This window comes from Microbispora cellulosiformans (genome assembly GCF_008728085.1).
Classification (GTDB): Bacteria; Actinomycetota; Actinomycetes; order Streptosporangiales; family Streptosporangiaceae; genus Microbispora; species Microbispora amethystogenes.
The window spans coordinates 145,055-167,921 of sequence record NZ_VYTZ01000004.1 but is presented as its reverse complement, the minus strand read 5'-3'; the positions used below and the strand labels follow the sequence as shown (position 1 = coordinate 167,921).

At 70.6% G+C, this 22,867-nt stretch carries 20 protein-coding genes; 6 read left to right on the top strand and 14 right to left on the bottom strand.

From position 1 onward, the window contains the following. The first annotated feature begins 183 nt into the window (after window positions 1-183). From F5972_RS11865 to F5972_RS11855, 3 genes are all read left to right on the top strand, one after another. On the top strand, window positions 184-957 hold the full coding sequence (locus F5972_RS11865) for a ParA family protein (RefSeq protein ID WP_150933529.1): 774 nt from the start codon (window positions 184-186) through the stop codon (window positions 955-957). Window positions 958-1,182: 225 nt separating this feature from the next. Then, entirely contained in the window at window positions 1,183-2,202 is a 1,020-nt protein-coding gene (locus F5972_RS11860) for a ParB/RepB/Spo0J family partition protein (RefSeq protein ID WP_150933528.1), read from the top strand. Window positions 2,203-2,313: 111 nt separating this feature from the next. Next, entirely contained in the window at window positions 2,314-2,769 is a 456-nt protein-coding gene (locus tag F5972_RS11855; protein WP_150933527.1) for a VOC family protein, read from the top strand. Window positions 2,770-2,852: 83 nt separating this feature from the next. Here F5972_RS11855 and F5972_RS11850 read toward each other — a convergent pair whose 3' ends face one another. Then, on the bottom strand, window positions 2,853-3,803 hold the full coding sequence (locus F5972_RS11850) for a D-alanine--D-alanine ligase family protein (protein WP_150933526.1): 951 nt from the start codon (window positions 3,801-3,803) through the stop codon (window positions 2,853-2,855). A 410-nt stretch (window positions 3,804-4,213) separates the two neighbouring features. Further along, the gene (locus tag F5972_RS11845; RefSeq protein ID WP_150933920.1) at window positions 4,214-5,446 is read right to left on the bottom strand and encodes an aminotransferase-like domain-containing protein; all 1,233 of its coding nucleotides are present in this window, start codon (window positions 5,444-5,446) and stop codon (window positions 4,214-4,216) included. A gap of 352 nt (window positions 5,447-5,798) precedes the next feature. Here F5972_RS11845 and F5972_RS11840 point away from each other — a divergent pair, with 352 nt between their 5' ends. Beyond that, a complete protein-coding gene (locus F5972_RS11840) occupies window positions 5,799-6,416 on the top strand; it encodes a GNAT family N-acetyltransferase (RefSeq protein ID WP_111700089.1) in 618 nt (205 codons plus the stop codon). A 102-nt stretch (window positions 6,417-6,518) separates the two neighbouring features. Here the strand turns inward: F5972_RS11840 and trxA are convergent, their stop codons facing one another. The 8 genes from trxA to F5972_RS11800 form a co-directional block, all read right to left on the bottom strand. After that, on the bottom strand, window positions 6,519-6,842 hold the full coding sequence (gene trxA, locus F5972_RS11835) for a thioredoxin (RefSeq protein ID WP_150933525.1): 324 nt from the start codon (window positions 6,840-6,842) through the stop codon (window positions 6,519-6,521). 102 nt (window positions 6,843-6,944) lie between these two features. Next, complete coding sequence (gene trxB / locus F5972_RS11830) at window positions 6,945-7,874, bottom strand: thioredoxin-disulfide reductase (RefSeq protein WP_150933524.1); 930 nt, start codon at window positions 7,872-7,874, stop codon at window positions 6,945-6,947. 211 nt (window positions 7,875-8,085) lie between these two features. Next, a complete protein-coding gene (locus F5972_RS11825) occupies window positions 8,086-9,045 on the bottom strand; it encodes a zf-HC2 domain-containing protein (protein ID WP_191910070.1) in 960 nt (319 codons plus the stop codon). Then, a complete protein-coding gene (gene sigM, locus F5972_RS11820; protein WP_150933522.1) occupies window positions 9,035-9,688 on the bottom strand; it encodes an RNA polymerase sigma factor SigM in 654 nt (217 codons plus the stop codon). The genes F5972_RS11825 and sigM overlap by 11 nt, the downstream gene beginning before the upstream one ends. A 9-nt stretch (window positions 9,689-9,697) precedes the next feature. Next, entirely contained in the window at window positions 9,698-11,200 is a 1,503-nt protein-coding gene (locus F5972_RS11815; protein WP_150933521.1) for a protein kinase family protein, read from the bottom strand. A gap of 385 nt (window positions 11,201-11,585) precedes the next feature. Continuing rightward, complete coding sequence (murJ, locus tag F5972_RS11810) at window positions 11,586-13,184, bottom strand: murein biosynthesis integral membrane protein MurJ (protein ID WP_150933520.1); 1,599 nt, start codon at window positions 13,182-13,184, stop codon at window positions 11,586-11,588. A gap of 73 nt (window positions 13,185-13,257) precedes the next feature. Further along, window positions 13,258-15,489, bottom strand: coding sequence for a hypothetical protein (locus F5972_RS11805; RefSeq protein WP_150933519.1), 2,232 nt, complete (start codon window positions 15,487-15,489; stop codon window positions 13,258-13,260). Window positions 15,490-15,535: 46 nt separating this feature from the next. Beyond that, entirely contained in the window at window positions 15,536-16,072 is a 537-nt protein-coding gene (locus F5972_RS11800) for an aminoacyl-tRNA deacylase (RefSeq protein ID WP_150933518.1), read from the bottom strand. Between the two features lie 182 nt (window positions 16,073-16,254). Here F5972_RS11800 and F5972_RS11795 point away from each other — a divergent pair, with 182 nt between their 5' ends. Then, window positions 16,255-17,652, top strand: a complete 1,398-nt coding sequence (locus tag F5972_RS11795) for a CCA tRNA nucleotidyltransferase (protein ID WP_225311384.1) — start codon at window positions 16,255-16,257, stop codon at window positions 17,650-17,652. 7 nt (window positions 17,653-17,659) lie between these two features. On the opposite strand, the gene F5972_RS11790 is transcribed toward F5972_RS11795, so the two are convergent. Further along, the gene (locus F5972_RS11790) at window positions 17,660-18,916 is read right to left on the bottom strand and encodes an adenosylmethionine--8-amino-7-oxononanoate transaminase (protein WP_150933516.1); all 1,257 of its coding nucleotides are present in this window, start codon (window positions 18,914-18,916) and stop codon (window positions 17,660-17,662) included. A gap of 47 nt (window positions 18,917-18,963) precedes the next feature. Beyond that, on the bottom strand, window positions 18,964-20,262 hold the full coding sequence (locus tag F5972_RS11785; RefSeq protein ID WP_150933515.1) for an MFS transporter: 1,299 nt from the start codon (window positions 20,260-20,262) through the stop codon (window positions 18,964-18,966). Between the two features lie 101 nt (window positions 20,263-20,363). On the opposite strand from F5972_RS11785, the gene idi reads away from it, so the two are divergent. Further along, entirely contained in the window at window positions 20,364-20,954 is a 591-nt protein-coding gene (idi, locus tag F5972_RS11780) for an isopentenyl-diphosphate Delta-isomerase (RefSeq protein ID WP_150933514.1), read from the top strand. Between the two features lie 92 nt (window positions 20,955-21,046). Here the strand turns inward: idi and F5972_RS11775 are convergent, their stop codons facing one another. Next, on the bottom strand, window positions 21,047-22,126 hold the full coding sequence (locus F5972_RS11775) for an inositol-3-phosphate synthase (RefSeq protein ID WP_150933513.1): 1,080 nt from the start codon (window positions 22,124-22,126) through the stop codon (window positions 21,047-21,049). A 13-nt stretch (window positions 22,127-22,139) separates the two neighbouring features. After that, the gene (locus F5972_RS11770; RefSeq protein ID WP_150933512.1) at window positions 22,140-22,778 is read right to left on the bottom strand and encodes a PadR family transcriptional regulator; all 639 of its coding nucleotides are present in this window, start codon (window positions 22,776-22,778) and stop codon (window positions 22,140-22,142) included. Between the last annotated feature and the right edge of the window lie 89 nt (window positions 22,779-22,867).

The window sequence follows — 22,867 nt, the reverse complement described above, 5'->3', positions numbered from 1 at the left end:
GTCGAAAGGACGACGACCGTATCCCCGAGCCCCCTTAGCCCTGGCGATTCGCCGCTGGTACGAGAGGCACTGAGTTCTGTGGTTTCACGTGAAACAGCCGCGCCCCCGCAGGCGGCTGCGCCTTCCGTCGGTTACTCGACGCGTGACGAGGGGAGCTGGCCCCGGCCTCCTCGCTGTCGGGTGATGACGGTGGCCAACCAGAAGGGTGGCGTGGGCAAGACCACCACGGCCGTCAACCTGGCGGCGGCACTGTCCATGCATGATCAGCGCGTTCTCGTGATGGACCTGGACCCGCAGGGAAACGCGTCGACCGCGCTCGCGACCGAGCACCGGTCGGGGATGCCGTCGGTTTACCAGGTCCTGGTGGACGACATGCCGCTGTCGCAGATCGTGAACCCCGTTCCCGACATGCCGAATCTCTACTGCGCCCCCGCCACCCTCGACCTCGCGGGTGCGGAGATCGAGCTTGTCCCCATGGTCGGCCGTGAGACCCGTCTGCGGAGGGCGCTGGCGGCCTTCGACGCCATGGAGTTCGACTACATCCTCATCGACTGCCCGCCGTCGCTGGGCCTGCTGACGGTGAACGCCATGACAGCGGCGCAGGAGGTGCTGATCCCCATCCAGTGCGAGTACTACGCCCTGGAGGGTCTCACCCAGCTCATGCAGAACGTCGAACTGGTGCGTGCGCACCTGAACCAGACGCTCGCGGTCTCGACCATCCTCCTCACCATGTACGACGGCCGTACCCGCCTGGCGTCTCAGGTGGCGGAAGAGGTGCGGTCCCACTTCGGCGACACGGTGCTCGACGCGGTCATCCCCAGGAGCGTCCGCGTCTCCGAGGCGCCCAGCTATGGCCAGTCGGTCATGACGTACGACCCGGGATCCAGCGGCGCGCTCGCGTACATGGGGGCCGCCAAGGAGATCGCCTATCGTGCGGCGGCCCTCGCCGACGCCTGACAGCCGAGGTCGGAGAGTCCGGGCTGAGGGGACATCCGGCGGCCGGCGGTCTCTTTCCGGGGCAGGGACGGCGGCCCGATCGCGGGTTATGCACAGCTCTATGTCTGAGGACTCGTGCGGAGGCGCCGCAGCGGTACTCTCTCCTGGTGTGTGCGTGCCGGTGCCCAGTGACCCCGAGTCGCTGGGCACCGCCTTCTTTGCGGGTGTGGGTATGAAGGAGCAGCGGTGAGCCAGCAGCGTCGGGGACTTGGCAAGGGTCTTGGGGCACTGATCCCCACGGGACCGATCGTCGATCCGTCGCCTGTGGCGAGCGTGCCGTCCACTGCCGGTCTGCCGTCACCCGCATCGGGTGGCGGCGTGACAAACGGTGGGATGACAGGTGCCGGCGAAACGGGCCTGCGGCCGGTGGAGGGCGCGTACTTCCAGGAGATCGAGGTCGGGTCGATCTCTCCCAACCCCCGCCAGCCGCGAGAGGTGTTCGACGAGGATCGTCTCGACGAACTGTCCGCCTCCATCAAGGAGGTCGGCCTGCTGCAGCCGGTCGTCGTGCGGGCGGTGCCGGACGGCCGCTTCGAGCTCATCATGGGGGAGCGGAGGTGGCGCGCGTCCCAGCTCGCGGGCCTCGACCACATCCCCGCGATCGTCCGCAGCACGCAGGACGACGAGATGCTCCGCGAGGCGCTCATCGAGAACCTCCAGCGCGAGCAGCTGAACGCGCTGGAGGAGGCGGCGGCCTACCAGCAGCTTCTGGACGACTTTGGCGCCACCCACGAGGTGCTCGCCAGGAAGGTGGGGCGGTCCCGCTCGCACATCAGCAACACCCTGCGGCTGCTGAACCTACCGCCGGAGGTGCAGCGCAGGCTGGCGGCGGGGGTCATCAGCGCCGGGCACGCGCGTGCGCTGCTGACGCTCAGCGACCCGGCCGCCCAGGAGCGCCTGGCGAGCCGAATCGTGGCGGAAGGACTGTCGGTCCGGACCGTCGAGGAGATCGTGGCGCTGGGGGAGGCGACTGCGGGTCCGGCTCCCCGCAAGCCGCGGGCGAAGAAGCCGACGGCTCCGGCGCTGCGGGACTTGGCCGACCGGCTCTCCGACCACTTCGAGACGAAGGTGAAGGTCGATCTCGGCAGCCGGAAGGGCCGCATCGTGGTCGAGTTCTCCACCATCGACGATCTGGAGCGCATCATCGACACGATGGCTCCGGAGGCCGCCAACGCGATGCGTGGCGCGGGGATCGCCACCGAGTAGCCCCCACTACCCCCGAAGTAGCCGCTGTTTCACGTGAAACAGTGCCACTGCCGACGCGTGAACCGCCTTCGATGTGCTCAGGGGTAAGCGACGACGAACCGTAGAGGCGAGATGACCGGCGAGGCTCCCTTCCGGGTAGGGCTTCGGGTCGAGGACGTGAGTGCGGCGGCCGCGTTCTACGAGGGGTTGGGGTTCAAGCAGACCGGAATGCTGTCCAGCCCCGACGGCTGGCCAATCATGGCGATCCTGCGGCGCGGCGATCTCCAGCTACTCGTCGACGCCCTGACGGGCATGCCGTTTCCCGACAGCGAGCGTGAACGAGGCACCCTGGCCGGTCCCCGAGGTTTGGGCGTGGTCATCGGTGTCGCGGTGGACGACGTGGGAGCGGCCGTGGACTACTGCCGATCGGCCGGTTGTGAGATCGCTACCGACCCCGTAGACGCCCCGTGGGGGGAGCGGTACGCCGAGGTCGTCGATCCGTACGGTTACGCGTGGAAGTTCTTCCAGGTGCTTCCGGATCCGCCCCACGACAGCTTGGGTAGCGCTTACGACGACTGGTTCGGCTGACCCCGTCGCCTCGGCCGCCGCATGCGTGCCGGTAGACACGCATGCGGGGGACGCTCTGTCGTGTGTTTCACGTGAAACAAGGCTCAGCGGCGAGCCGCGGCGAGCTCCAGGAGTCCCTTGCACAGGGTTCCCAGGTCTCGATGGGCCGCTTCGGCGGCCATCGGCAGCAGGGAGGTCTCCGTCATGCCGGGGGCGACGTTCACCTCAAGGAAGTACGGCTTGCCAGTGGCGTCGACGATGATGTCGGTGCGGGAGACGTCGCGCAGGCCCAGCGCCGTGTGCGCGGCCACGGCCATCCCCGCGCACGCCTCGGTGGCCTCGGGGGAGAGCCGGGCAGGCGCGAAGAACTCCGTCTGGCCGGCCGTGTAGCGGGCGGCGTAGTCGTAGACGCCGCGGTCGGGCACGATCTCCACCGGAGGCAGGGCGACCGGGCCGTCACCGAGATCCACCACGGAGACGGCGACCTCCACGCCCTGCACGTACTGCTCGATCAACGCGGTGTCCCCGTAGGCGAAGCAGCCGACCATCGCGGCGGGCAGCTCCTCGGCGCTGCGGACGATCGACGCGCCGAGCGCGGACCCTCCACGTGAGGGCTTCACGAACAGCGGCAGTCCGAGGCGGTCGACGATGCGGGCGAGCACCGCGGTCGCGCCGAGGTCGTGGAACGTCTCCTTGGGCAGCGCCACCGAGTCGGGGGTGTTGAGCCCCCAGGATCGGACGACCGCCTTGGCCGTGGGCTTGTCGAAGGCGACCCGGCAGGCGTCCGGCGTCGCGCCGACGTAGGGCACGTCGAGCAGCTCCAGGACGGACCGGATGGCCCCGTCCTCCCCGGCGCCGCCGTGCAGGGTGACGAACACCGCGTCCGGCGGGTCCGACAACACGGCGGGCACGAGGGTGGCGTCGGTGTCGCGCGTCTCCACGTCCACGCCGGCCGCCCGCAGCACCTCCGCCACCCGGCGGCCGGAGCGCAGGGAGACCTCACGCTCGTAGGAGAGCCCTCCGGCGAGGACGAGCACGTGACCCAGATCGCTCATGCCGCCTCACCACCGATGCGGGCGAACACGCCGCCAGTCTGGATCAGGTCATCCCGCAACGCACGCGCACGCAGGCCGGGAGACGCCGCGGGGCTCTCGGAGGCACGACCCCCGATCCGCCGGCGATCGGCGTTGCCCGGCCCGAGGCGCGTTCCCCTCCGCGGATGTGCGGGGGGTGATCCTGCGATCATCGTTCGCTCGCTCACGAAGAGGGCCTTTCTCGCGTCGAGGAGTCGGTACGGCCAGCCTGAACAGGCTAGTGCCCCTCCCGCCAATCTTTGCCCCGTCGCGCCGCCGCCCGGGCCTGACCACGACGGGAGGGGCCGAAGGCGACGACGTCCCAGTAGGAGAGGCTACGCCGGTTCAGGCGCGGGCCGTACCGCGCCTGAGCGAGACAGGCCTGGTGCTTCCTAGGCGAGGTCCGGGCCGGGGGTGTCCACGCCCCCCTGCCGCGGGATGGAACCGGTGCCGAACGTGTCCCGCATCCTGAGCTCCTGCTCGATGACGCCGGCGAGGCGGCGTACGCCTTCCTTGATGCGGTCCGGCTCCGGGTAGCAGAACGACAGCCGCATGTTCCGCGTGCCGCCGCCGTCGGAGTAGAAACCGGTGCCGGGCACGAAGGCGACCCGTTCGGCGATGGCGCGAGGGAGGAGGGCCTTCGAATTGAGCCCCTCGGGCAGCGTCATCCAGACGAAGAAGCCGCCGGCCGGGCGGGTCCACGTGCACCCGGGCGGCATGAACACCTCGAGCGCGCTCAGCATCGCGTCACGCCGCTCCCGGTACAGCTCCCGGAACGTCTTGATCTGCTCCCGCCACGGCTGGGTCGTGAGGTACTGTCCCACGGCGAGCTGAGTGAACGTCGAGTGCGACAACACCGCCGACTCCATGGCGAGGACCAGCTTGTCGCGGATCGCGTGAGGGGCGACGGCCCAGCCGACACGGAAGCCCGGGGCCAGGGTCTTGGAGAACGAGCCGAGGTAGACGACACCGTCGGGATCGTCGGCCCGCAAAGCCCGCATCGGCTCTCCGTCGAACCCGAGCAGGCCGTACGGGTTGTCCTCGACGACGAGCACGCCCGCCCGGCGGCAGATCTCCAGCACCTGACGGCGGCGCACCTCGTTCAGCGTCACGCCGGCCGGATTCTGGAAGGTCGGGATCGTGTAGAGGAACTTGATCCGGTTGCCCGCCGCCTGGAGGGCGTAGATGGTCTGCGCGAGCGCCTCGGGGATCAGGCCCTGGTCGTCCATCGCGATGTGGACGACCTTCGCCTGGTAGGCCGCGAACGTGCCGAGGGCCCCGGCGTAGGACGGCCCTTCGGCGAGCACGACGTCACCGGGGTCGATGAAGATGCGGGTGATGAGGTCGAGCGCCTGCTGGGAGCCGACGGTGACCATGATGTCGTCGGCACCGGCTTCGATGCCCTCAAGACGCATGACCTCGCAGATCTGCTCCCGCAGGGCGGGGTCGCCCTGGCCGCCGCCGTACTGCAGGGCGACGGAACCGCGGGTGGCGACCAGATCGGCGACGAGATCGCCCACCACGTCGAGGGGAAGGGCCGTGATGTACGGCATGCCGCTGCCGAGCGAGACCACCTCGGGCCTCGAGGCGACGGCGAAAAGAGCTCGGATCTCGGAGGCGACCATCCCGGCGGCGCGGGCGGCGTACCTGTCGACGTAGGCGTCAATGCGCGACCCGTGAGCCGCGTTCGTCCGACCGTGATCAAACTCATGCGTCACGGTCCACCTCCGATCACATAGCCGAGAAATCCAGAGTACGGTAACGCGCCACGCTGCTCACAACAGGGTATTGACCATCACAGACCCCTTTTCCTGCTTTCCTGTCTCACTGGTTTCACCGTGAGGACGGAAGTAAACGGTCAGCTGTGGCTCTTGTGGCGTACGCGCTCCCGCCCTGCCGCTGAGTTACGATGCGTGCAGTAGACGCCGTATTCGCGCGCTTTTCTGGCGGGACCGCTAGCGGGGATTGGGGCATCACGTGTCGCGTCGGCTGGTCAATGTCACCCTCGACAACCTCGATGACCTGCCGCGCCGGTGCCGGCGATGCGTGTTCTGGGAGCTCGACCCCGTCAGCGGGGAGCGCGCGGTGGAGGCGGGCGACCCCGGCCTGGAGAAGGAGGCGTGGATCTCCGCGACCCTCCTCGAATGGGGGAGCTGCGGCAAGATCGCCTACGTCGACGGCGTGGCGGCCGGCTTCGTGCTCTACGCGCCGCCGCTGTACGTCCCCCGATCGGTGGCGTTCCCGACCTCTCCCGTCAGCTCCGACGCGGTGCTGCTGATGACCGCGCACATCGTGCCGGAGTTCTCCGGAGGCGGGCTCGGCCGGATGCTCGTGCAGGGCGTCGCGAAGGACCTGACCCGCCGCGGCGTACGCGCGATAGAGGCCTTCGGCGACCTCAAGTGGGAGCAGCCCGGCTGCCTGCTCCCGGCGGACTATCTGCTGTCGGTCGGGTTCAAGACCGTCCGCCCGCACCTGCGCTTCCCCCGGCTCCGCCTTGAGCTCAAGACCGCCGTCTCGTGGCGTGAGGACGTCGAGGTGGCGCTGGAGCGCCTACTCGGCTCGATGTCCCCGGAGCGGGCGCTGCGGCCCGTCTGAGACGATCTCAGGCCCACAGCGGGCCTCCCAGGTGATCCCAGGACACGACGGAGCCCCCCACGCGAGGCGTGGGGGGCTCCGGCCGGCTTCGCCCGGGGCGCGTCAGAGGACGCCCTCCAGCTCGCGCAGCAGCATGGCCTTCGGCTTGGCGCCGATGATCTGCTTGACGACCTCGCCGCCCTTGTAGACGTTCATCGTCGGGATCTGCAGCACGCCGTAGTCGCGCGGCGTGGCCGGGTTCTCGTCGATGTTCAGCTTGACGATGGTCAGCTTGTCCGCGTTCTCGGCGGCGATCTCCTCGAGGATGGGCCCGACCTGGCGGCACGGACCGCACCACTCGGCCCAGAAGTCGACGAGAACCGGCTTGTCGCTCTTGAGGACCTCGGCCTCGAAGCTCGCGTCCGTCACGCTCTTGATGGCGCCCAAGGTAACTCTCCCCTTGTGTCTGGTGTGGTGGGTGCAACCGCGGGAACGGTCACCGCATTCCCGCGGTCACCCGGAACTTCCCGCGGCCGCCCGGGAACGGGCTCAGGCGTTCAGCGTCAGCCAGCGCTCGGCGTCGAGCGCCGCGGAGCATCCGGTCCCGGAGGCCGTGATCGCCTGGCGGTAGATGTGGTCGACGACGTCGCCCGCCGCGAACACACCGTCGATGTTGGTCCGGGTCGTCGGCGACTCCACGAGGACGTACCCCTCGTCGTCGAGATCGATCTGGCCCTTCAGCAGTTCCGTACGCGGCTCGTGGCCGATGGCGATGAACAGCCCTCCGACCGGCAGGTCGGTCTCCTCACCGCTCTTGAGGTTGCGCACGCGCACGCCGGAGATCCGGTCCTCGCCGAGCACGTCGACGACCTCGCTGTCCCAGACGAAGCGGATCTTGTCGTTGGCGAACGCCCGGTCCTGCATGATCTTGCTGGCACGCAGCGTGTCCCTGCGGTGGATCACGGTGACGGTACGGGCGAACCGGGTCAGGAAGATGGCCTCCTCCATCGCCGTGTCACCGCCGCCGACGACCACGATCTCCTGGTCGCGGAAGAAGAACCCGTCACAGGTCGCGCACCACGACACGCCCCGGCCGGACAGCCGCTTCTCGTTCTCCAGGCCGAGCTCGCGGTAGCGCGAGCCGGTGGCGATGATCACGGACTTGGCCAGGTAGGTGTCGGTGTACGTCTTGACGACCTTGGGGTCGGCCTTCAGGTCGACCTCCACGACGTCGTCCGCCACCAGTTCGGCGCCGAAGCGCTCGGCCTGCTTGCGGAAGTTGTCCATCAGGTCAGGACCCATGATCCCGTCCGGGAACCCGGGGAAGTTCTCCACGTCGGTGGTGTTCATCAACGCACCACCCGCGGTGACCGAGCCCTCGAAGACGAGCGGCCGCAGGTCCGCCCGCGCGGCATACACGGCCGCCGTGTAGCCGGCGGGGCCCGATCCGATGATGATCACGTTACGGACGTCGCTCAACGGACTCGCCTTCCGATCCCGGTGTGATGTGCAGTCGCGTCAACAGATCCTAGGCCCCGGCGATTCCCGCGGCCGACCCCCGGCACACGAAGCACAGGGAGCCCTTCATACGCGAAGCCCCCCGGAGGTCGCGGGGGGCTTCGTCACTGCCGATGGTACGGCTCGCGCCGTACGCCGTGCGCCGCCGGGTGAGGCCCCGGGCGGCGCCGGGTCACCTCCAGCTGGCCAGGCCCTCCGGCCGCAGGCGGCGGCACTCGGAGTCCACGACGACCACGCGTACGGCGTTGATGTTCTTGTCCTCCCAGAACGCCATGATCGTGGCCTCGTTGCCGTTGTACAGGGCCTTGTCGACCCCGATCGGCGTGCGGTCGAGCTCGGTGGAGAACTGCTTGACGCAGCTGTCGAGACCCTCGTCGCTCGAGGACGCGCCGTCCACGCCGGGGCCGACGCCGAAGTAGCCCAGCAGCGGCCCGCGCAGTTCCCGGCTGGTGTAGTTGTGGCCGCTGGCGTACGTCGAGTAGGTCAGCGCCTGCGCGCGGGTCTTCTCCGGGCTCTGGCTCGCGTCACCCTGGCTCAGCGCGGACTGCGCCTGCGTGCCGCCGCCGGACCAGAGCAGGCCGGTGGCGGCGACCCCTCCCCCGACCACGACGGCCGCCGCTGCAGCAGCGGCCACCGCGGGCATCGCCCACGCACGCCGTCTGGCGGGCCTAAGGCCCCCCGTACGCGTCCGGCGCCCGGCCGGTGTGATCGTCCCGTCGCCGGACACGACGCCCAGCGGCCCGGTCGCCGCGGCGATCGGCGCGAGCTCGGGCTCCGGCGCAGGCTCGGGTACGAGCTCCGGCCGCGGCGCCCCGGCAGGGACGATGGATTCGACCGGAGTCTCGACGGTCTCCCACGGCGCGTTCTCCCAGGGGGAGTCACGCATGACGCGGTCCCAGTCCGGGGCCTCGGCGGCCAGCGCCTGGTCGATGCGCTTGGCGACGCCCAGAGGCATCGCCGGCACCGGCACCGCCGCCAGGACCTCGCGGACCGCGGCCAGGTCGGCGAGGCTCTCCCCGCAGGGGTCGCAGACCGCGAGGTGCTCGCGGACCCGCCGTGCCGTGGTTTCGTCGAGGAGACCCTCCGCAAGTTCGGCGAGAATCTCCAGGTCGTAGTGCGTGTCACCCGTCACGAAGTTCTGCTCCCTTCCCGGATGAGACGCGAGTGAGGTCTGATCGGTTCCGTAGGTGAGAAAGAATCGGGGCGAGTTTGGCGCGGCCCCGCGCACAGCGGCTTTTCACCGTGCCGGGCGGGACGCCCAGGACCGCGGCGGCGTCGTCCACCGCGTAGCCCATCATGTCGACGAGCACGAGCGCGGCCCGCTGGTCGGGCGGCAGCAGCTTGAGGGCCGCCGTCACCTCCAGGGAGACCTCCCGCTCGCTCGACTGGTCGGTGGCCGGAGCCTCCCGCTCGGCGGCCTCGATGAGTTCGTCGTCGGCGACGGGCCGCACCGACTTGCGGCGCATGCGGTCGAGGCAGGCGTTCACCACGATGCGGTGCAGCCACGTCGTGACCGCCGCCTCGCCGCGGAAGCTGTCCGCCTTGCGGTACGCCGAGACGAACGCGTCCTGCACCGCGTCGGCGGCCTCGTCGGGATCGCCCAGCGTACGCAGGGCGACCGCCCACATCCGGTCGCGGTGCCGCCGGACGATCTCGCTGAACGCGTGGGGATCGCCGCCGAGATGGCGGGTCAGCAGATCGGCGTCGGACACAGCGTCGGACACGGCGTGCCGCGCGTGCTCAGCCGTCGGGGGTGTGTCTGGTGGGGAGTTCACAGGTCCCTGCTATGCCGATCCGGGGGAGTGCACCGTTACTTCGTAGATGGTGCCACGATACTTCCCGAGATAGGGCGGAAGCCGGGTGAACCAGATCAAAACGTACTGACCTGTGGTGGCCTTGCTCGGGGTGAGCGTGACCGTGCCCGAGGCGCCCTTCGCCTCCGCGACGGTCTTCAGCGAACCGAGATCCGCCGCGTCGCCCACCTTGAGCTGCACGGTCGCGCCGGCGGAGTCGCCCAGGGAGACGGCCACGTCGGCGATCGGGACCGGCTTGCCCATGTCGAGGACGAGCCCGACCCCGTCCTTGAGCCCGCCCAGGTCCGCGCCGAGGTAGCTGTCGGTGTGCCACTCGGTGGACGGCTTGCCGTCGACGGCGAGGCCGGCGATCTCCGGCTTCTCCGCGCCGTCGCCCAGGGGGTCGAACCCGGTCGCGCTCACCGGCTTGACGGCGACCGGCTTGGCCGTGGGGGACGGCGACTCGGCGACGTCCGGCTGCGTGACCCGGGGGGTGTTGCCGAGGTTCTTGCCCACCGTCCAGGCGCCGACCCCGACGGCCGCCATCACGAGCAGCACGATGACGGTCAGCAGGATCCTGCTCGCCGCGCCGGTCTGCGGACGCGGCGGCTGCTGATGCTGATGCTGCATCGGCCTCTGCGGCGGCATCGTGGTCACGCCCATGCCGAGGCCGTCGGGCGCCTCGGAGCGCAGGTTCAGCGCGGGCGGGGCGGTGTTGACCGGGACCGGCGTCGGACGCGGCACCTCGGCGAGGGCCTCGGCCACCTCGGCCGGGGTCGTCAGCGGAGGCTGGCCCCGCCTCGGCTCCTGCAGCAGGGCCCGGCAGGTGATGGCGTCGAGATAACCCGGCACGCCGGCGGTGACCTGCCGGGGCGTGCAGACCTTGCCGTCGTCGAGGGGCGCGGAGGGCAGGCCGCAGTCGGACTCGCCCGGCCAGTGCCCGGTCAGCGCGGCGTACAGCAGGCGGCCCAGCCCCTCGGCGTCCTCGCGGGCGGGTTCCTCGCTGCGGAGGTCGAGGATCGCGGCGTCGACGGCGAGCCCGAGGAGCTTGACCGTCCCGCCGCTCGTCCAGACCAGGCGGCCAGGGGTGAGATGGAGATGGGTGAGGCCCGCCGCATGGGCGTGCGCCAGCGCCTCGGCGGCCTCGGCCACCAGGGCGGCGCCACGCTCGGGGTCGACCGGCCCGCTCTCCAGCAGGTCGAGCAGCGAATCACCGCTGACCCACTCGCTCACGACGTACGCCGTGCCGTCCTCGTCGGCCGCGTCGAAGACCTGGGTGAGACGCGGGTCGGTCAGCCGGCTCGCCAGCCGGGCGGCCGTGACGACCTCGGTGACCCGCGGGAAGTCCGGCGCGAACGTGTGGACGGCGACCGGCCGGGCGAGGATCTCGTCCAGCGCCTTCCACAGGGTCGCGCCCGCGGACTCGTGGACCCGGTCCTCCAGGCGGAACCGGTCCGCCAGCCGGGTCCCCGGTTCGACCGTGGACATGCTCATGCGGCCGCCCCGCTCCGCGGCCTGTCGGCATGCATCAGCCGATGCCGGGTGGTTCCGCCCACGCCTTCCCGCTTCCGCTCGCCGATCCTGACTCCAGGTCGCGCCCCCGGGATCTCGTGCCTGCCGCGGCACCGGACGGAGCACCGCCGGGCCGGATTTCTCCGGTAGGGCAAGATCCGCGGGACGTTTCGCTGGAAGGTGTATCAAAAGTGATGCCCTGCCGCGCCGAATCCCACCGGATTCCCGCTCGCAACGGACGCCGCTTCATCAACACTCCCTGGCGCACCATGCTAGTGCCGTGCCGCTTGTGCCCGCCTTCCCGATTGAAGACGTCCGAATCGGACTTCTGGGTTACCTTCGAGTTGCCGCTTGGTCGTGAGAACTCCTACCGTCCTACCCTGCCCGCCACGAGTCCAATGATGGAACGGACCTCGGGAACCCGCAGCCGGTGCGCGGCCAGCATGTAGAGCATCAGTCCGGCCCCGCCGCCGATGACGAGCACGACGGCCGAGCTCACCGGCGTGATCGCGGTGAGCTCCCGGGCCAGCCACAGCACCGCCAGCGCGAGCGCGGCGGCCGGGATCGCCGCCGCGTACATCCGGCCCAGGCCGGCGGTGACCTCCCGGCCGGAGAGGCCGCCGATCTTCCGGCTCGCCAGCACCCACGCGACGCCGCAGAGCACGACGTATGTGGCCAGGTAGGCGAAGGCCATGCCGATGACGATGTACCGGTCGGGCAGCGTGAAGTACGCGACCAGGCTGAGCGTCGCGTTGATGGCCACGTTCACCGCCGCCATGATCGCTGGCGTGCGGGTGTCGCCGAAGCTGTAGAAGACCCGCAGCAGGAGCTGGAAGACCGAGAACGGCACCAGCGCCAGGCCGAACACCTGGAGGACATGGCCGATGTAGATCGCGTTCGCCGCCGTCATGTGGCCCCACGAGAAGATCAGCGTGGTGACCGCCGGGCCGAGCACCATCAGCAGCAGGCTCGCCGGGACGATGACGGACGAGACCAGCCGCACCGCCGAGGCGAACTCCGTGCGCACCTCGTCCAGCCTGCCCTCGGCGACGGACCGGCTCATCCGCGGCAGCATCGCCGTGATCACCGACACCGCGATGATCCCGTACGGGAGCTGGAAGAGCTGGAACGCGTACGCCCAGGCGCTGTTGCCGGCGCCCGGCGCCCGGTCGCCCGCACCGGTGGCGAGCTTGGTGGTGACCCAGAACCCGATCTGGGTGATGCCGGTGTAGCCGAACGTCCACACGGCGGCCCTGGCCGCCTCCCCCAGCCCGGTGCCGCGCAGCCCGAAGCGGGGGCGGAACCGGAACCCGGCCCGGTGCAACGCGATCACCAGCACGATCGCCTGGGCCACGATGCCCGTGGTGGTGCCGAGGCCGAGGAGCGTGAGGTCGCGCTCGCTCACCTTCTCGATGTCGGACGACCCGACGGCGTAGTAGGCGGCCAGGACGCCCATGACCACGATGTTGTTCAGCACCGGCGCCCACATCGGGGCGGCGAACCTGTCCCTCGTGTTGAGGATCGCCCCCGCCAGCGAGCCCACCCCGAAGAACGCGATCTGCGGCAGCATGAACCTGGCCAGCGTGGCGGCGACCTCCACCTTGTCCTCGGTCCAGTTCGAGGCGGTGTAGAGCTCCATGATCGGCTTGGCCAGCAGCACGCCGAGCAGCGCGACGGCCGTCAGCACCACCACCGCCAGCGTCATCAGCCGCTGCTCGAACGCCTGACCCCCGTCCGGGTCGCGGTGCTGAGCCCGTACGATCACCGGCACGACCACGCTGCTCAGCACGCCCTGGAGCAACAGGTCGAGCAGGATGTAGGGAATCATGTAGGCCGCGTTGTAGGCGTCGCCGAGGGCGAAGGTGCCGATGGCCGCGGCGAGCATCGCCGTCCGGACGAAGCCGGTGAGCCGCGAGACCATCGTCCCGGCCGCCATGATCGCGCTGGCTCGCAGCATCCTGCTCATGGATGTCCTTCGGGTCACGACGGCCGCGCTCGCACGGCCGCCTCACTCGGGGTGGGCCGGACCAGGGGTCCGCCTACGGTGACTGCGTCCGCTCGGCCGGGACGGCGTCCGGCCGGTCCTCCGGCGGGCCCCCGCCGGCGGTCGTGCCGTCGAACGGGAACGCCCTCCTCGACCTGCGGCGCAGGACGCGCATCACCACGGCGGCGAGCATGATGACCAGGGCCGCCCCGACGATGACGACGGCGATGCCGGTGTAGCCCGTCGCGCGCACGACGACCCGTACGGCGTTGCCGTACGCCACGTCGCCGTCGGTGAGAAGCTGCACCGAGATGCTCGCCTCGCCGCCCCCGCCGCGTACGATCACCGGCACGTTGACGAGCTGGCTCCGGCCGGCGAGGACCCTGGTCGGCTGGGTCCGGTAGGTCCCGTCGGGCGCGTCGATCGCGAGGCGGGACTTGTTCCCCGAGGTGACCCGGATCCTGATCTCGATGTCCTCGTCCAGGTTGTTGGCCACGCTGACCGGCACCTGGCCGTTGCTCCCCGCCACCGAGCGCGGGCTGTCGAGCACGGACACGCCGGTGATGCGCTGGTCGATCGTCTCCTTCACCCGCTGCGCGAAGGAGGCGGCCCGCTTGGCGTCACCCCGGAAGGACGCCGAGGCCAGCCGGAGTATCGCGGCGTGGAAGAGGTCGGTGTGCTCCACCGTGACGGTGGCGGCGGCCTCCGCCTTGCGCTCCAGCTTCCGTACGGTCGCGAGATGGGAGCGGCTCAGCTCCGACTGGCGGTCGCGCTCGGTGTAGGCCAGGTCGTCCCGCGGCGCCTCGCCCCGCCCCGGCGTCACCGAGTCGAGTGAGGTCATGCGCAGCCAGGGGGCGGCCGAGGCGGCCTGGAGAAGGCCGGAGACGAACGCGGGGTCGGGCGTCCAGAGGTGAGAGCCGGGCACCGCGATCACGGTGGGCGACGACGTCTTCGCCGATCCGGTCGATCCGCCCGGCCCGCCCCGCGTTGACCGGTCCGGCAGGCCCGGCTGCGCGGTCGCGCGCTCGAAGGCGATCATCGCGGTCTCGGCGAGGAACCGCTGCCGGGCCAGCATCGCCGCGCCAGGGGCCGAGACGTTTCCGCCGAGGACGGCGCTGAGCGTGGGGTCGGCGAGCAGCGCGGTCAGCGGCTTGTCCGCCACGGAGTAGAGCGTGGTCGCGCCGTCGGGGGTGACCTGAGTGGACGTGAACGCCGCCGGGTCGTCCGGCGCAGGGGCCCTGACCGGCAGCGAGTCCCCGGACAGCAGCACGGACGTCACGCCCGAGATCGCCAGTTCGTCCAGCGTGTCCCGGTCGATCCGGCCGCCGGCCGGCCAGGCCGTGCTGCCGTGGATCTCCCGGCCGAGCACCTCGCTCGCGAGCGCGGCCCCGCGCTGCACCGACGCCGCGGCCTGCTTGTCGAGGCCGAAGTGGACCAGCGCGGTCATGTCCGGATCGGCGTACGGCGTGGCCACGACGGGCTTGCCGGTCAGCGCGCCGCGCAGGCCGTTCAGCCACTGGCCCGCGGCCGGGTCGGCCTCCTTGCGCACGCCGCGCACGCTCCGCGCGCCCGCGGACAGGACGCGGACGTCGTCGAGCAGGGCGGGGTCGACGAACCAGGTGACCTTGTCTCCGGTGTCCTGGGCGGTCTGGAGCAGCGCGGCCAGGCGGCCGGACGCGAGCGACGGGGACAGGTCGTCGTCCATGAACGTCGCGTCGTCGGCGCGGTGCGGCCGGTCCACCAGGGGAAGGGCGAGCGCCAGCTTCACCTTGGGGATCTGCTCGCCCTTAGGGGCGTACGTCAGGAAGGTGCGCTCGATCGCGATCCGCTGACCGGTCGCCGCGTCGGTCACCTCGACCGCGAAGGGGTAGACGCCCGGCCGGGACATCCCCAGGTCCTGGGGCGTCACGGTGAACCGGAAGGGCAGCTTGCCCGCCTGGTCGAGCGGCGTGGCCTGGACCTTGGTGTTGTAGTTGGAGGGGGCGTATCCCTGCTCGGACAGGTAGGCCGCCATCTCGCCCCGCGAGGCGAGCGGCCGGTTCGGCGAGTAGCGCACCACCACCTTCACGTAGGAACCCGGTGCGCCGGCGACGGTTCCCGCGATCGTCACGGGGGCGGCGGCGTCGCGGAGGACCTCCGGCGTGATCTCGTTCACGACCAGCGGATCGGCCGGAGCGGCGGCGGCCGCGACGGGACCCGCCGGTACGGCGGCAGCCGTACCGGCCATGCCCGCGGGGGACGCGAGCAGGGCGGTCAGCAGGGTCAGCAGTGCGGCCTTGCGAATCATGTGCGGGCCAGCGGTGAGGAACGGCGCACGCCCAGAATGCTATGGCCTAAGCGGTCCGCATAGGACTCGCGAGGCTCGCCGCGCCCCTTCGGGGGATCGTCCTGATGTCCACGGCCTTGGCCGCGACCAGGTCGAACAGGTGGATCGCGCGCAGCCGCAACGCGGTGCGGCGCTCGCCGGTCGCAGTGTGGACGACCTCGTCGGGATCGAGGCGGTCCCGCAGTCGCTGGTCCACCAGCACGGTCAGCTCGTCGGGCAGCAGCAACGGGCAGACCAGCCCGTCGGCGTAGTCGGTCGCCGAGTTCACCGTGAAGGACGAGGCGGGGCGTACCCTGGGGGTACGCAGCAGGGAGGCCACCGCCGCGGGCGTGGGAGAGCGGCCGACCGTGCTCACCACGGCCACCGCCTGGGTGCCCGCCCGCGCGGTCACCTCGAACAGCGACACGCACAGGCAGGTCTCGGGGGCCACCCCCAGGACCTCGGGCAGCTCGTCGGCGCAAGTCAACGGACGCGGAAGACGTACGATCTCATGGTGGATCTGGTGGGCGAGGAGCCAGCGGTGAATCGCGAGAGCGTCTTTCATCTCTTGTGCTCCTTGCGTCGTCCAGCGCCCCCGAACCGTCCGTGGCCTGGTGATCGCTAGGCGTGTCTCCCCCTGGGTGACACTCCGGCACCTGGGCCATCGGGGGAGAGTCTCTGTTCCGTGACCGAAGGACCTACCCAGCCTTGTCCGTTTCAAATCTGAGCGACAGCCAGCAGCACGCCGTGAACGAACTGTTCCGCCGGATCGCCCCGGTCGCCGACGAGCTCGGCGAGCTGTTCGCGGCCCGGGGACACGAGCTGGCCCTGGTCGGCGGATCCGTCCGCGACGTCTTCCTGGGCCGCGTGGGCAAGGACATCGACCTGACGACGGACGCCAGGCCCGACCGGGTGCTGGAGATCGTCAAGGACTGGGCGGACGCCGTCTGGACGATCGGGATCGAGTTCGGCACGGTCGGCGTCCGCAAGGGCGGCTGGCTCCTGGAAATCACCACCTACCGCAGCGAGTCGTACGACCCGGCCTCCCGCAAGCCGGACGTGATGTACGGCGACTCGCTCGACGGCGACCTCGCCCGCCGCGACTTCGCGGTCAACGCGATGGCGGTCCGCCTGCCCGGCCACGAGTTCGTCGACCCGTACGGCGGGCTGCCCGACCTCGCCGCCAAGGTGCTGCGCACGCCCGGCGCCCCCGAGCAGTCGTTCGACGACGACCCGCTGCGGATGCTGCGCGCCGCGCGCTTCGCCGCGCAGCTCGGGTTCGCGGTCGCCCCCGAGGTGGTCGAGGCCATGACCGCGATGGCCGGCCGCATCGAGATCGTCTCGGCCGAGCGCATCCGCGACGAGCTCGACAAGCTGGTCTGCGGCACGCACCCGAGGGCAGGCCTCACGCTGCTCGTGGACACCGGGCTCGCCGCCCACGTGCTGCCCGAGCTGCCGAAGCTGCGGCTGGAGATCGACGAGCACCACCGGCACAAGGACGTCTACGAGCACACGCTGATCGTGCTGGAGCAGGCGATCGGGCTGGAGACGGCCGGGCCGGACCGCGTGCTGCGGTGGGCCGCCCTGCTGCACGACATCGGCAAGCCGAAGACCCGCCGCAACGAGCCGGGGGGCCGGGTGTCGTTCCACCACCACGAGGTGGTCGGGGCGCAGATGGCCAAGAAGCGGCTGACCGAGCTCAGGTTCCCCAAGGACGTGGTGTCCGACGTGTCCAAGCTCGTGGAACTGCACCTGCGTTTCCACGGGTACGGCACGGGAGAGTGGACCGACAGCGCCGTGCGCCGCTACGTCCGCGACGCCGGGCACCTGCTGTCCGGCCTGCACAAGCTGACCAGGGCCGACTGCACCACCCGCAACAGGCGCAAGGCGCAGGCCCTGTCGCGCACCTACGACCAGCTGGAGGTGCGCATCGCCCGGCTGGCCGAGGAGGAGGAGCTCGCCAAGATCCGGCCCGAGCTGGACGGCAACGAGATCCAGGAGATCCTCGGCGTGCCGCCCGGCCCGGTCGTCGGCCGGGCGTACAAGCACCTGCTGGAGATCCGCATGGACCACGGCCTGATCGGCAAGGAGGCGGCCGGGGAGGCCTTGCGCACCTGGGCCCGCGAGAACGGTCTCCTGCCCTGAGCTCGGTTCACCGCGGCGTTCGGCTCGTGGCGGCGGCGACCATGGCGCGGGTGATCGCGGCGATGTCGCCGGGCTCGCAGGCGTACGGCGGCATCGTGTAGATCAGCCGGCCGAACGGCCGGAGCCACACGCCGTGCCGCAGCACCACGTCCTGGACGCGCGGCACGTCGACGGGATCGTGCATCTCGATCACCCCGATCGCGCCGAGGACCCGCACGTCCCGTACGCCGGGGTGGCCGGCGGCCGGAGCGAGGCCGTCGAGGAGCCCGGCCTCGATCCGCTTGACCTCCTCCCGCCAGGGACGCTCGGCGAGCAGGTCGAGTGAGGCGCCCGCGACCGCGGCGGCGAGCGGGTTCCCCATGAAGGTCGGCCCGTGCATCAGCACGCCGACCGCGTCGGCCACCCGCGCCGTGCACAGGGTGGCCGCCAGGGTGAGGTATCCGCCGGTGAGCGCCTTGCCGACGCACATGATGTCCGGCCGGATCCCGGCGTGGTCGCAGCCGAACAGCTCGCCGGTGCGCCCGAAACCCGTCGCGATCTCGTCGGCGATGAGCAGGACACCGTGTTCGTCGGCCAGCTCACGCAGCCGCCGCAGATAGGCGGGATGGTAGAAGCGCATGCCACCGGCGCCCTGCACGACCGGCTCGACGATGATCGCCGCCAGCTCCGCCGCGTGCGCCCCGACCAGCGCCGACAGATCCGCCAGGTACGCCTCGTCGGGCGGCGTGCCGTATCCGGCGGGCGGGAGCGGAGCGAAGACATGCTGAGGCAGCACGCCGGAGAACAGGTGGTGCATGCCGTTCACCGGGTCGCACACCGCCATCGCGCCGAACGTGTCGCCGTGGTAGCCGCCCCTGACCGTGAGCAGCCTGGTCCGCCCGGGTCCCGCGGCCTGCAGGGCCATCTTGATCGCCACCTCGACGGCCACCGAGCCGGAGTCGGCCAGGAACACCCGGTCGAGCCCGGTCAGCTCCGCCAGCCGCTTCGCGAGCCGTACGGCGGGCTCGTGCGTGAGGCCGCCGAACATCACGTGCGCCATGTCGTCGAGCTGGTCGCGGGCGGCCTGGTTCAGCCGGGGATGGTTGTACCCGTGGATCGCCGCCCACCAGGACGACATGCCGTCGACGACCTCCCGCCCGTCGCCGAGCGTGAGCCGTACGCCGTGGGCCCGCCGGACCACCTGCGCGGGCGCCGTCGAATGTACCGCCGCGTACGGATGCCAGACATGCTCCCGATCCAGCCGCGAGATCTCCTCAGCCTCCACGCCCCGGACCCTACGCGACCGACGACGCCGCGAGCCGGTTGCGGATGTCAATCGGAGGCGGCGACGGGGTGGCGGGGGGTGGAGGAGGGGAGGACCACGCGGTAGACCACCGCGCCGAGCACGTAGCCGGCGGCGATCACGCCGAGCGCCGGGTAGGACCTGCCGTCATGGGGCAGCAGAGCCGCCGCCAGCACCGCGCCGAGGACCGTCATGCCGTTGAACAGCATGTCGTACACCGAGAAGGCGCGGCCGAGGTAGGCGTCCTCGACGTCGCGCTGCACGACGGTGTCCGCGCAGATCTTCACGCTCTGTCCCGCGATGCCGATCACGAACCCGGCGCCGAGGAACCCCCACTCGCGGAACGTCACGCACAGCGCGAACTCCAGGATTCCGCAGGTGACCAGCATGGCCGGGACCCAGGTCTCGATGCGAACGCGTTCGGTGGCCCACGGGGTGACCAGCACCGCGGCGAAGCTCCCGGCGCCGACGGCGCCCAGCACGAGCGCGATGCCCTTCAACGCGTCGTCGGGGTCGGTGGTGAAGGAGTAGCGGTAGATGAGGACCACCGCCGCCGTCGAGATGCCGAACATGAGGCGGTGGGCGGCCATGCCGGTCAGGGCGGCGGCCGCCGGCCGCCGGTGCGCGACGTGCCGCGCGCCGTCCACCAGCCCGGTCAGCACGTGCCGTACTGCCTCGCGGGCCTGCGGGCGGTCCGGGTCGTACGCGGGGCCGAGCAGGGAGCGCTCCATCGTCCGGGCGATCAGCGCGCTCAGCCCGAAGACGACGCCGGAACAGATGAGCAGCACCGCCACGCCCCGGTCGTCCGATCCGGCGACGGTGCGGAGCGCCATGGCCGTGCCCATCCCGACGAACGTCGCGACCGTGCCGGAGGTGGGCGTCACCGCGTTGGCCATCATCAACTGGTCGCCCGGCACGACGTGGGGCAGCGACGCGCCCAGGGCCGCCAGGAAGAAGCGGTTGACCGCGAGCACGCCGAGCGCCGCCACGTAGAAGACGACGTCGGAGGTGCCCGCCGCGACGAGGCAGGCGGCCAGCACCAGCAGCGTCCCGCGCACGATCGGCGCGATCACGAGGATCTGCCGTCGCGACCAGCGGTCGATGAACACCCCGACGAAGGGCCCGAGCACGCTGTACGGCAGGAGCAGCACGGCGAGGCCCGCCGCGATGTCGGCGGCGTTGGCCTGCCGTTCCGGGCTGAAGAAGGCGTACCCGCCGACGGCGAGCTGGAAGATCCCGTCCGAGAACTGCGAGACGAGCCTTGTGGCGAAGAGCCGCCGGAAGTTGCGACCCCGCAGGACCACCCGCAGATCGGACACGTAGGACACGGCGACAGCCTACGCGGACGATCTCCGAGAGGCATCAGGATCAACCCCGATAAAACCCCCTGCCACTGACCGGCGACAGCCTGACACCGTACTCTCTGACGGTGACCTCACCGGAACATGTCGTGCTTGTCGACGTCGAGGGCAACCCGATCGGCACCGCTCCCAAGTCCACCGTCCACGGCGCGGACACTCCGCTGCACCTGGCGTTCTCCAGCTATGTCTTCGACCGGCAGGGCCGGGTGCTGCTGTCGCGGCGGGCTGGCCACAAGCTGACCTGGCCCGACGCGTGGACCAACAGCTGCTGCGGCCACCCGCTGCCCGGGGAGCCGCTGTCGTCGGCGGTGGTCCGCCGTCTGGCGTTCGAGCTGGGGCTGGTCGTCGAGTCCGTCGACCTGATCCTGCCGCGCTTCGCCTACCGCGCGGTCATGGACAACGGGATGGTCGAGCACGAGCTGTGCCCGGTCTACCGGGCGGTGGTGACGGGAGAGGCCGTGCCCAACGCCGAGGAGGTCGGCGAGGTCCGCTGGGAGCCCTGGGCGAGCTTCGCGGCCGGCGTGATGAGCGGAGAGCTGGACATCTCGCCCTGGGCCCGGGAGCAGGTGCCGCAGCTCGTCGCGCTCGGGCCGGACCCGCTGGCCTGGCCGGTGGCCGACCCGGCCGCCCTGCCGCCGGCCGCGCTCCCGGTTTCCTGAGTCACGGTCGCCTGAGCCGAGGAACGCGCCCTGGGAAGACCACCGCCCCGGTCCGACACGGAACCGGGGCGGGACACGGGGAGAAGAGACCGTCAGCGCTCGTTCTCGCCCCGGATGAACTTCTCGACGGCCTCGCGGGCGGCGTCGTCGGAGTACTGCTCCGGCGGCGACTTCATGAAGTACGACGAGGGCGACAGCAGCGGGCCGCCGATGCCCCGGTCCAGGGCGATCTTGGCCGCGCGGACCGCGTCGATGATGATGCCGGCCGAGTTGGGCGAGTCCCAGACCTCGAGCTTGTACTCCAGGTTCAGCGGGGTGTCGCCGAACGACCTGCCCTCAAGGCGGACGTAGGCCCACTTGCGGTCGTCCAGCCACGGCACGTGGTCCGACGGGCCGATGTGGACGTCGGCCTTCCCCATCTCGTGCGGGATCTGCGAGGTGACCGACTGGGTCTTGGAGATCTTCTTGGACTGGAGGCGGCTGCGCTCCAGCATGTTCATGAAGTCCATGTTCCCGCCGAAGTTGAGCTGGTAGGTGCGCAGCAGCTCCACTCCGCGGTCCTCGAACAGCTTGGCCAGCACGCGGTGCGTGATCGTGGCGCCGACCTGCGACTTGATGTCGTCGCCCACGATCGGCACGCCGGCCTCGGTGAACTTCGCGGCCCACTCGGGGTCGGAGGCGATGAAGACCGGCAGCGCGTTGACGAAGGCGACCTTGGCGTCGATCGCGCACTGCGCGTAGAAGCGGTCGGCCTCCTCCGAGCCCACCGGCAGGTAGGAGACGAGCACGTCCACCCGGGCGTCCTTGAGCGCCTGGACGACGTCCACCGGCTGCTCGTCGGACTCCTCGATGATCTCGCGGTAGTACTCGCCCAGCCCGTCGAAGGTGGGACCACGCTGCACGGTGACGCCGAGCGGCGGCACGTCGCAGATCTTGATCGTGTTGTTCTCGGAAGCGACGATGGCCTCCGACAGGTCGCGACCGACCTTCTTGGCGTCCACGTCGAAGGCGGCGACGAACTCCACGTCACCGACGTGGTAGTCACCGAACCGCACGTGCATGAGGCCCGGCACACGGCTGCCCGGATCCGCGTCCCTGTAGTAGTGGACGCCCTGCACCAGCGATGAGGCGCAGTTGCCCACACCGACGATGGCTACGCGCACCGAACCCATAGCACTCGCTCCTTTACCTATCTGCCTCGGGCGTGTCCGCCCTCTGGGTCTCTTCCTGTACGGCCTGCGCGGGACCCCGGGGGTGATCCCCCTCGCCGGGAGCCGACCGGCTCCGCCGTTCCGAGTCGATCAGCTCGTTCAGCCAGCGAACCTCGCGCTCGACCGACTCCAGTCCGTGGCGCTGGAGCTCCAGCGTGTAGCTGTCCAGTCGCTCCCTCGTGCGGGACAGAGCCTCGCGGACGCGGTCGAGGCGTTCTTCCAGGCGGCTGCGGCGGCCCTCCAGGATGCGCAGCCGCACCTCGGCTTCCGTGTGGCGGAAGAAGGCGAAGCGGATGCCGAAGCTCTCGTCCTCCCAGGAGGACGGGCCCGACTGGTTGAGCAGCTCCTGCAAGCGCTCCTTACCCTCCGCCGTCAGCCGGTAGACGATCTTCGACCGGCGGCCGAGGACCGTGTCCTGCGGGGGCTCCTCCTCGACGATGAACCCGTCGTTGAGCAGGCCCCTGAGGCAGGGATACAGCGAGCCATAGGAGAACGCACGGAACATGCCGAGCAGCGTGTTGAGCCGTTTGCGCAGCTCGTAACCGTGCAGAGGTGTTTCGTGCAGCGACCCCAGGACGGCGAGCTCCAGCACACCTCCACGAGAGCCCGTCACTGGAACCACCTCCTGTGTCCGACTGATGTATCGACTCGATACATCAGCAGGATACGTCGGGGTGTCATATATGGCAACGGGTCAACAGT

Bases quoted from the DNA above. Each gene is read 5' to 3' on its own strand.
- murJ (WP_150933520.1), bottom strand. From the start codon at position 13,184: ATGAGCAGGATGCTGCGAGCCAGCGCGATCATGGCGGCCGGGACGATG.
- F5972_RS11805 (WP_150933519.1), bottom strand. From the start codon at position 15,489: ATGATTCGCAAGGCCGCACTGCTGACCCTGCTGACCGCCCTGCTCGCG.
- F5972_RS11815 (WP_150933521.1), bottom strand. From the start codon at position 11,200: ATGAGCATGTCCACGGTCGAACCGGGGACCCGGCTGGCGGACCGGTTC.
- F5972_RS11865 (WP_150933529.1), top strand. From the start codon at position 184: ATGACGGTGGCCAACCAGAAGGGTGGCGTGGGCAAGACCACCACGGCC.
- F5972_RS11845 (WP_150933920.1), bottom strand. From the start codon at position 5,446: ATGGTCGCCTCCGAGATCCGAGCTCTTTTCGCCGTCGCCTCGAGGCCC.
- F5972_RS11800 (WP_150933518.1), bottom strand. From the start codon at position 16,072: ATGAAAGACGCTCTCGCGATTCACCGCTGGCTCCTCGCCCACCAGATC.
- F5972_RS11850 (WP_150933526.1), bottom strand. From the start codon at position 3,803: ATGAGCGATCTGGGTCACGTGCTCGTCCTCGCCGGAGGGCTCTCCTAC.
- F5972_RS11775 (WP_150933513.1), bottom strand. From the start codon at position 22,126: ATGGGTTCGGTGCGCGTAGCCATCGTCGGTGTGGGCAACTGCGCCTCA.
- F5972_RS11855 (WP_150933527.1), top strand. From the start codon at position 2,314: ATGACCGGCGAGGCTCCCTTCCGGGTAGGGCTTCGGGTCGAGGACGTG.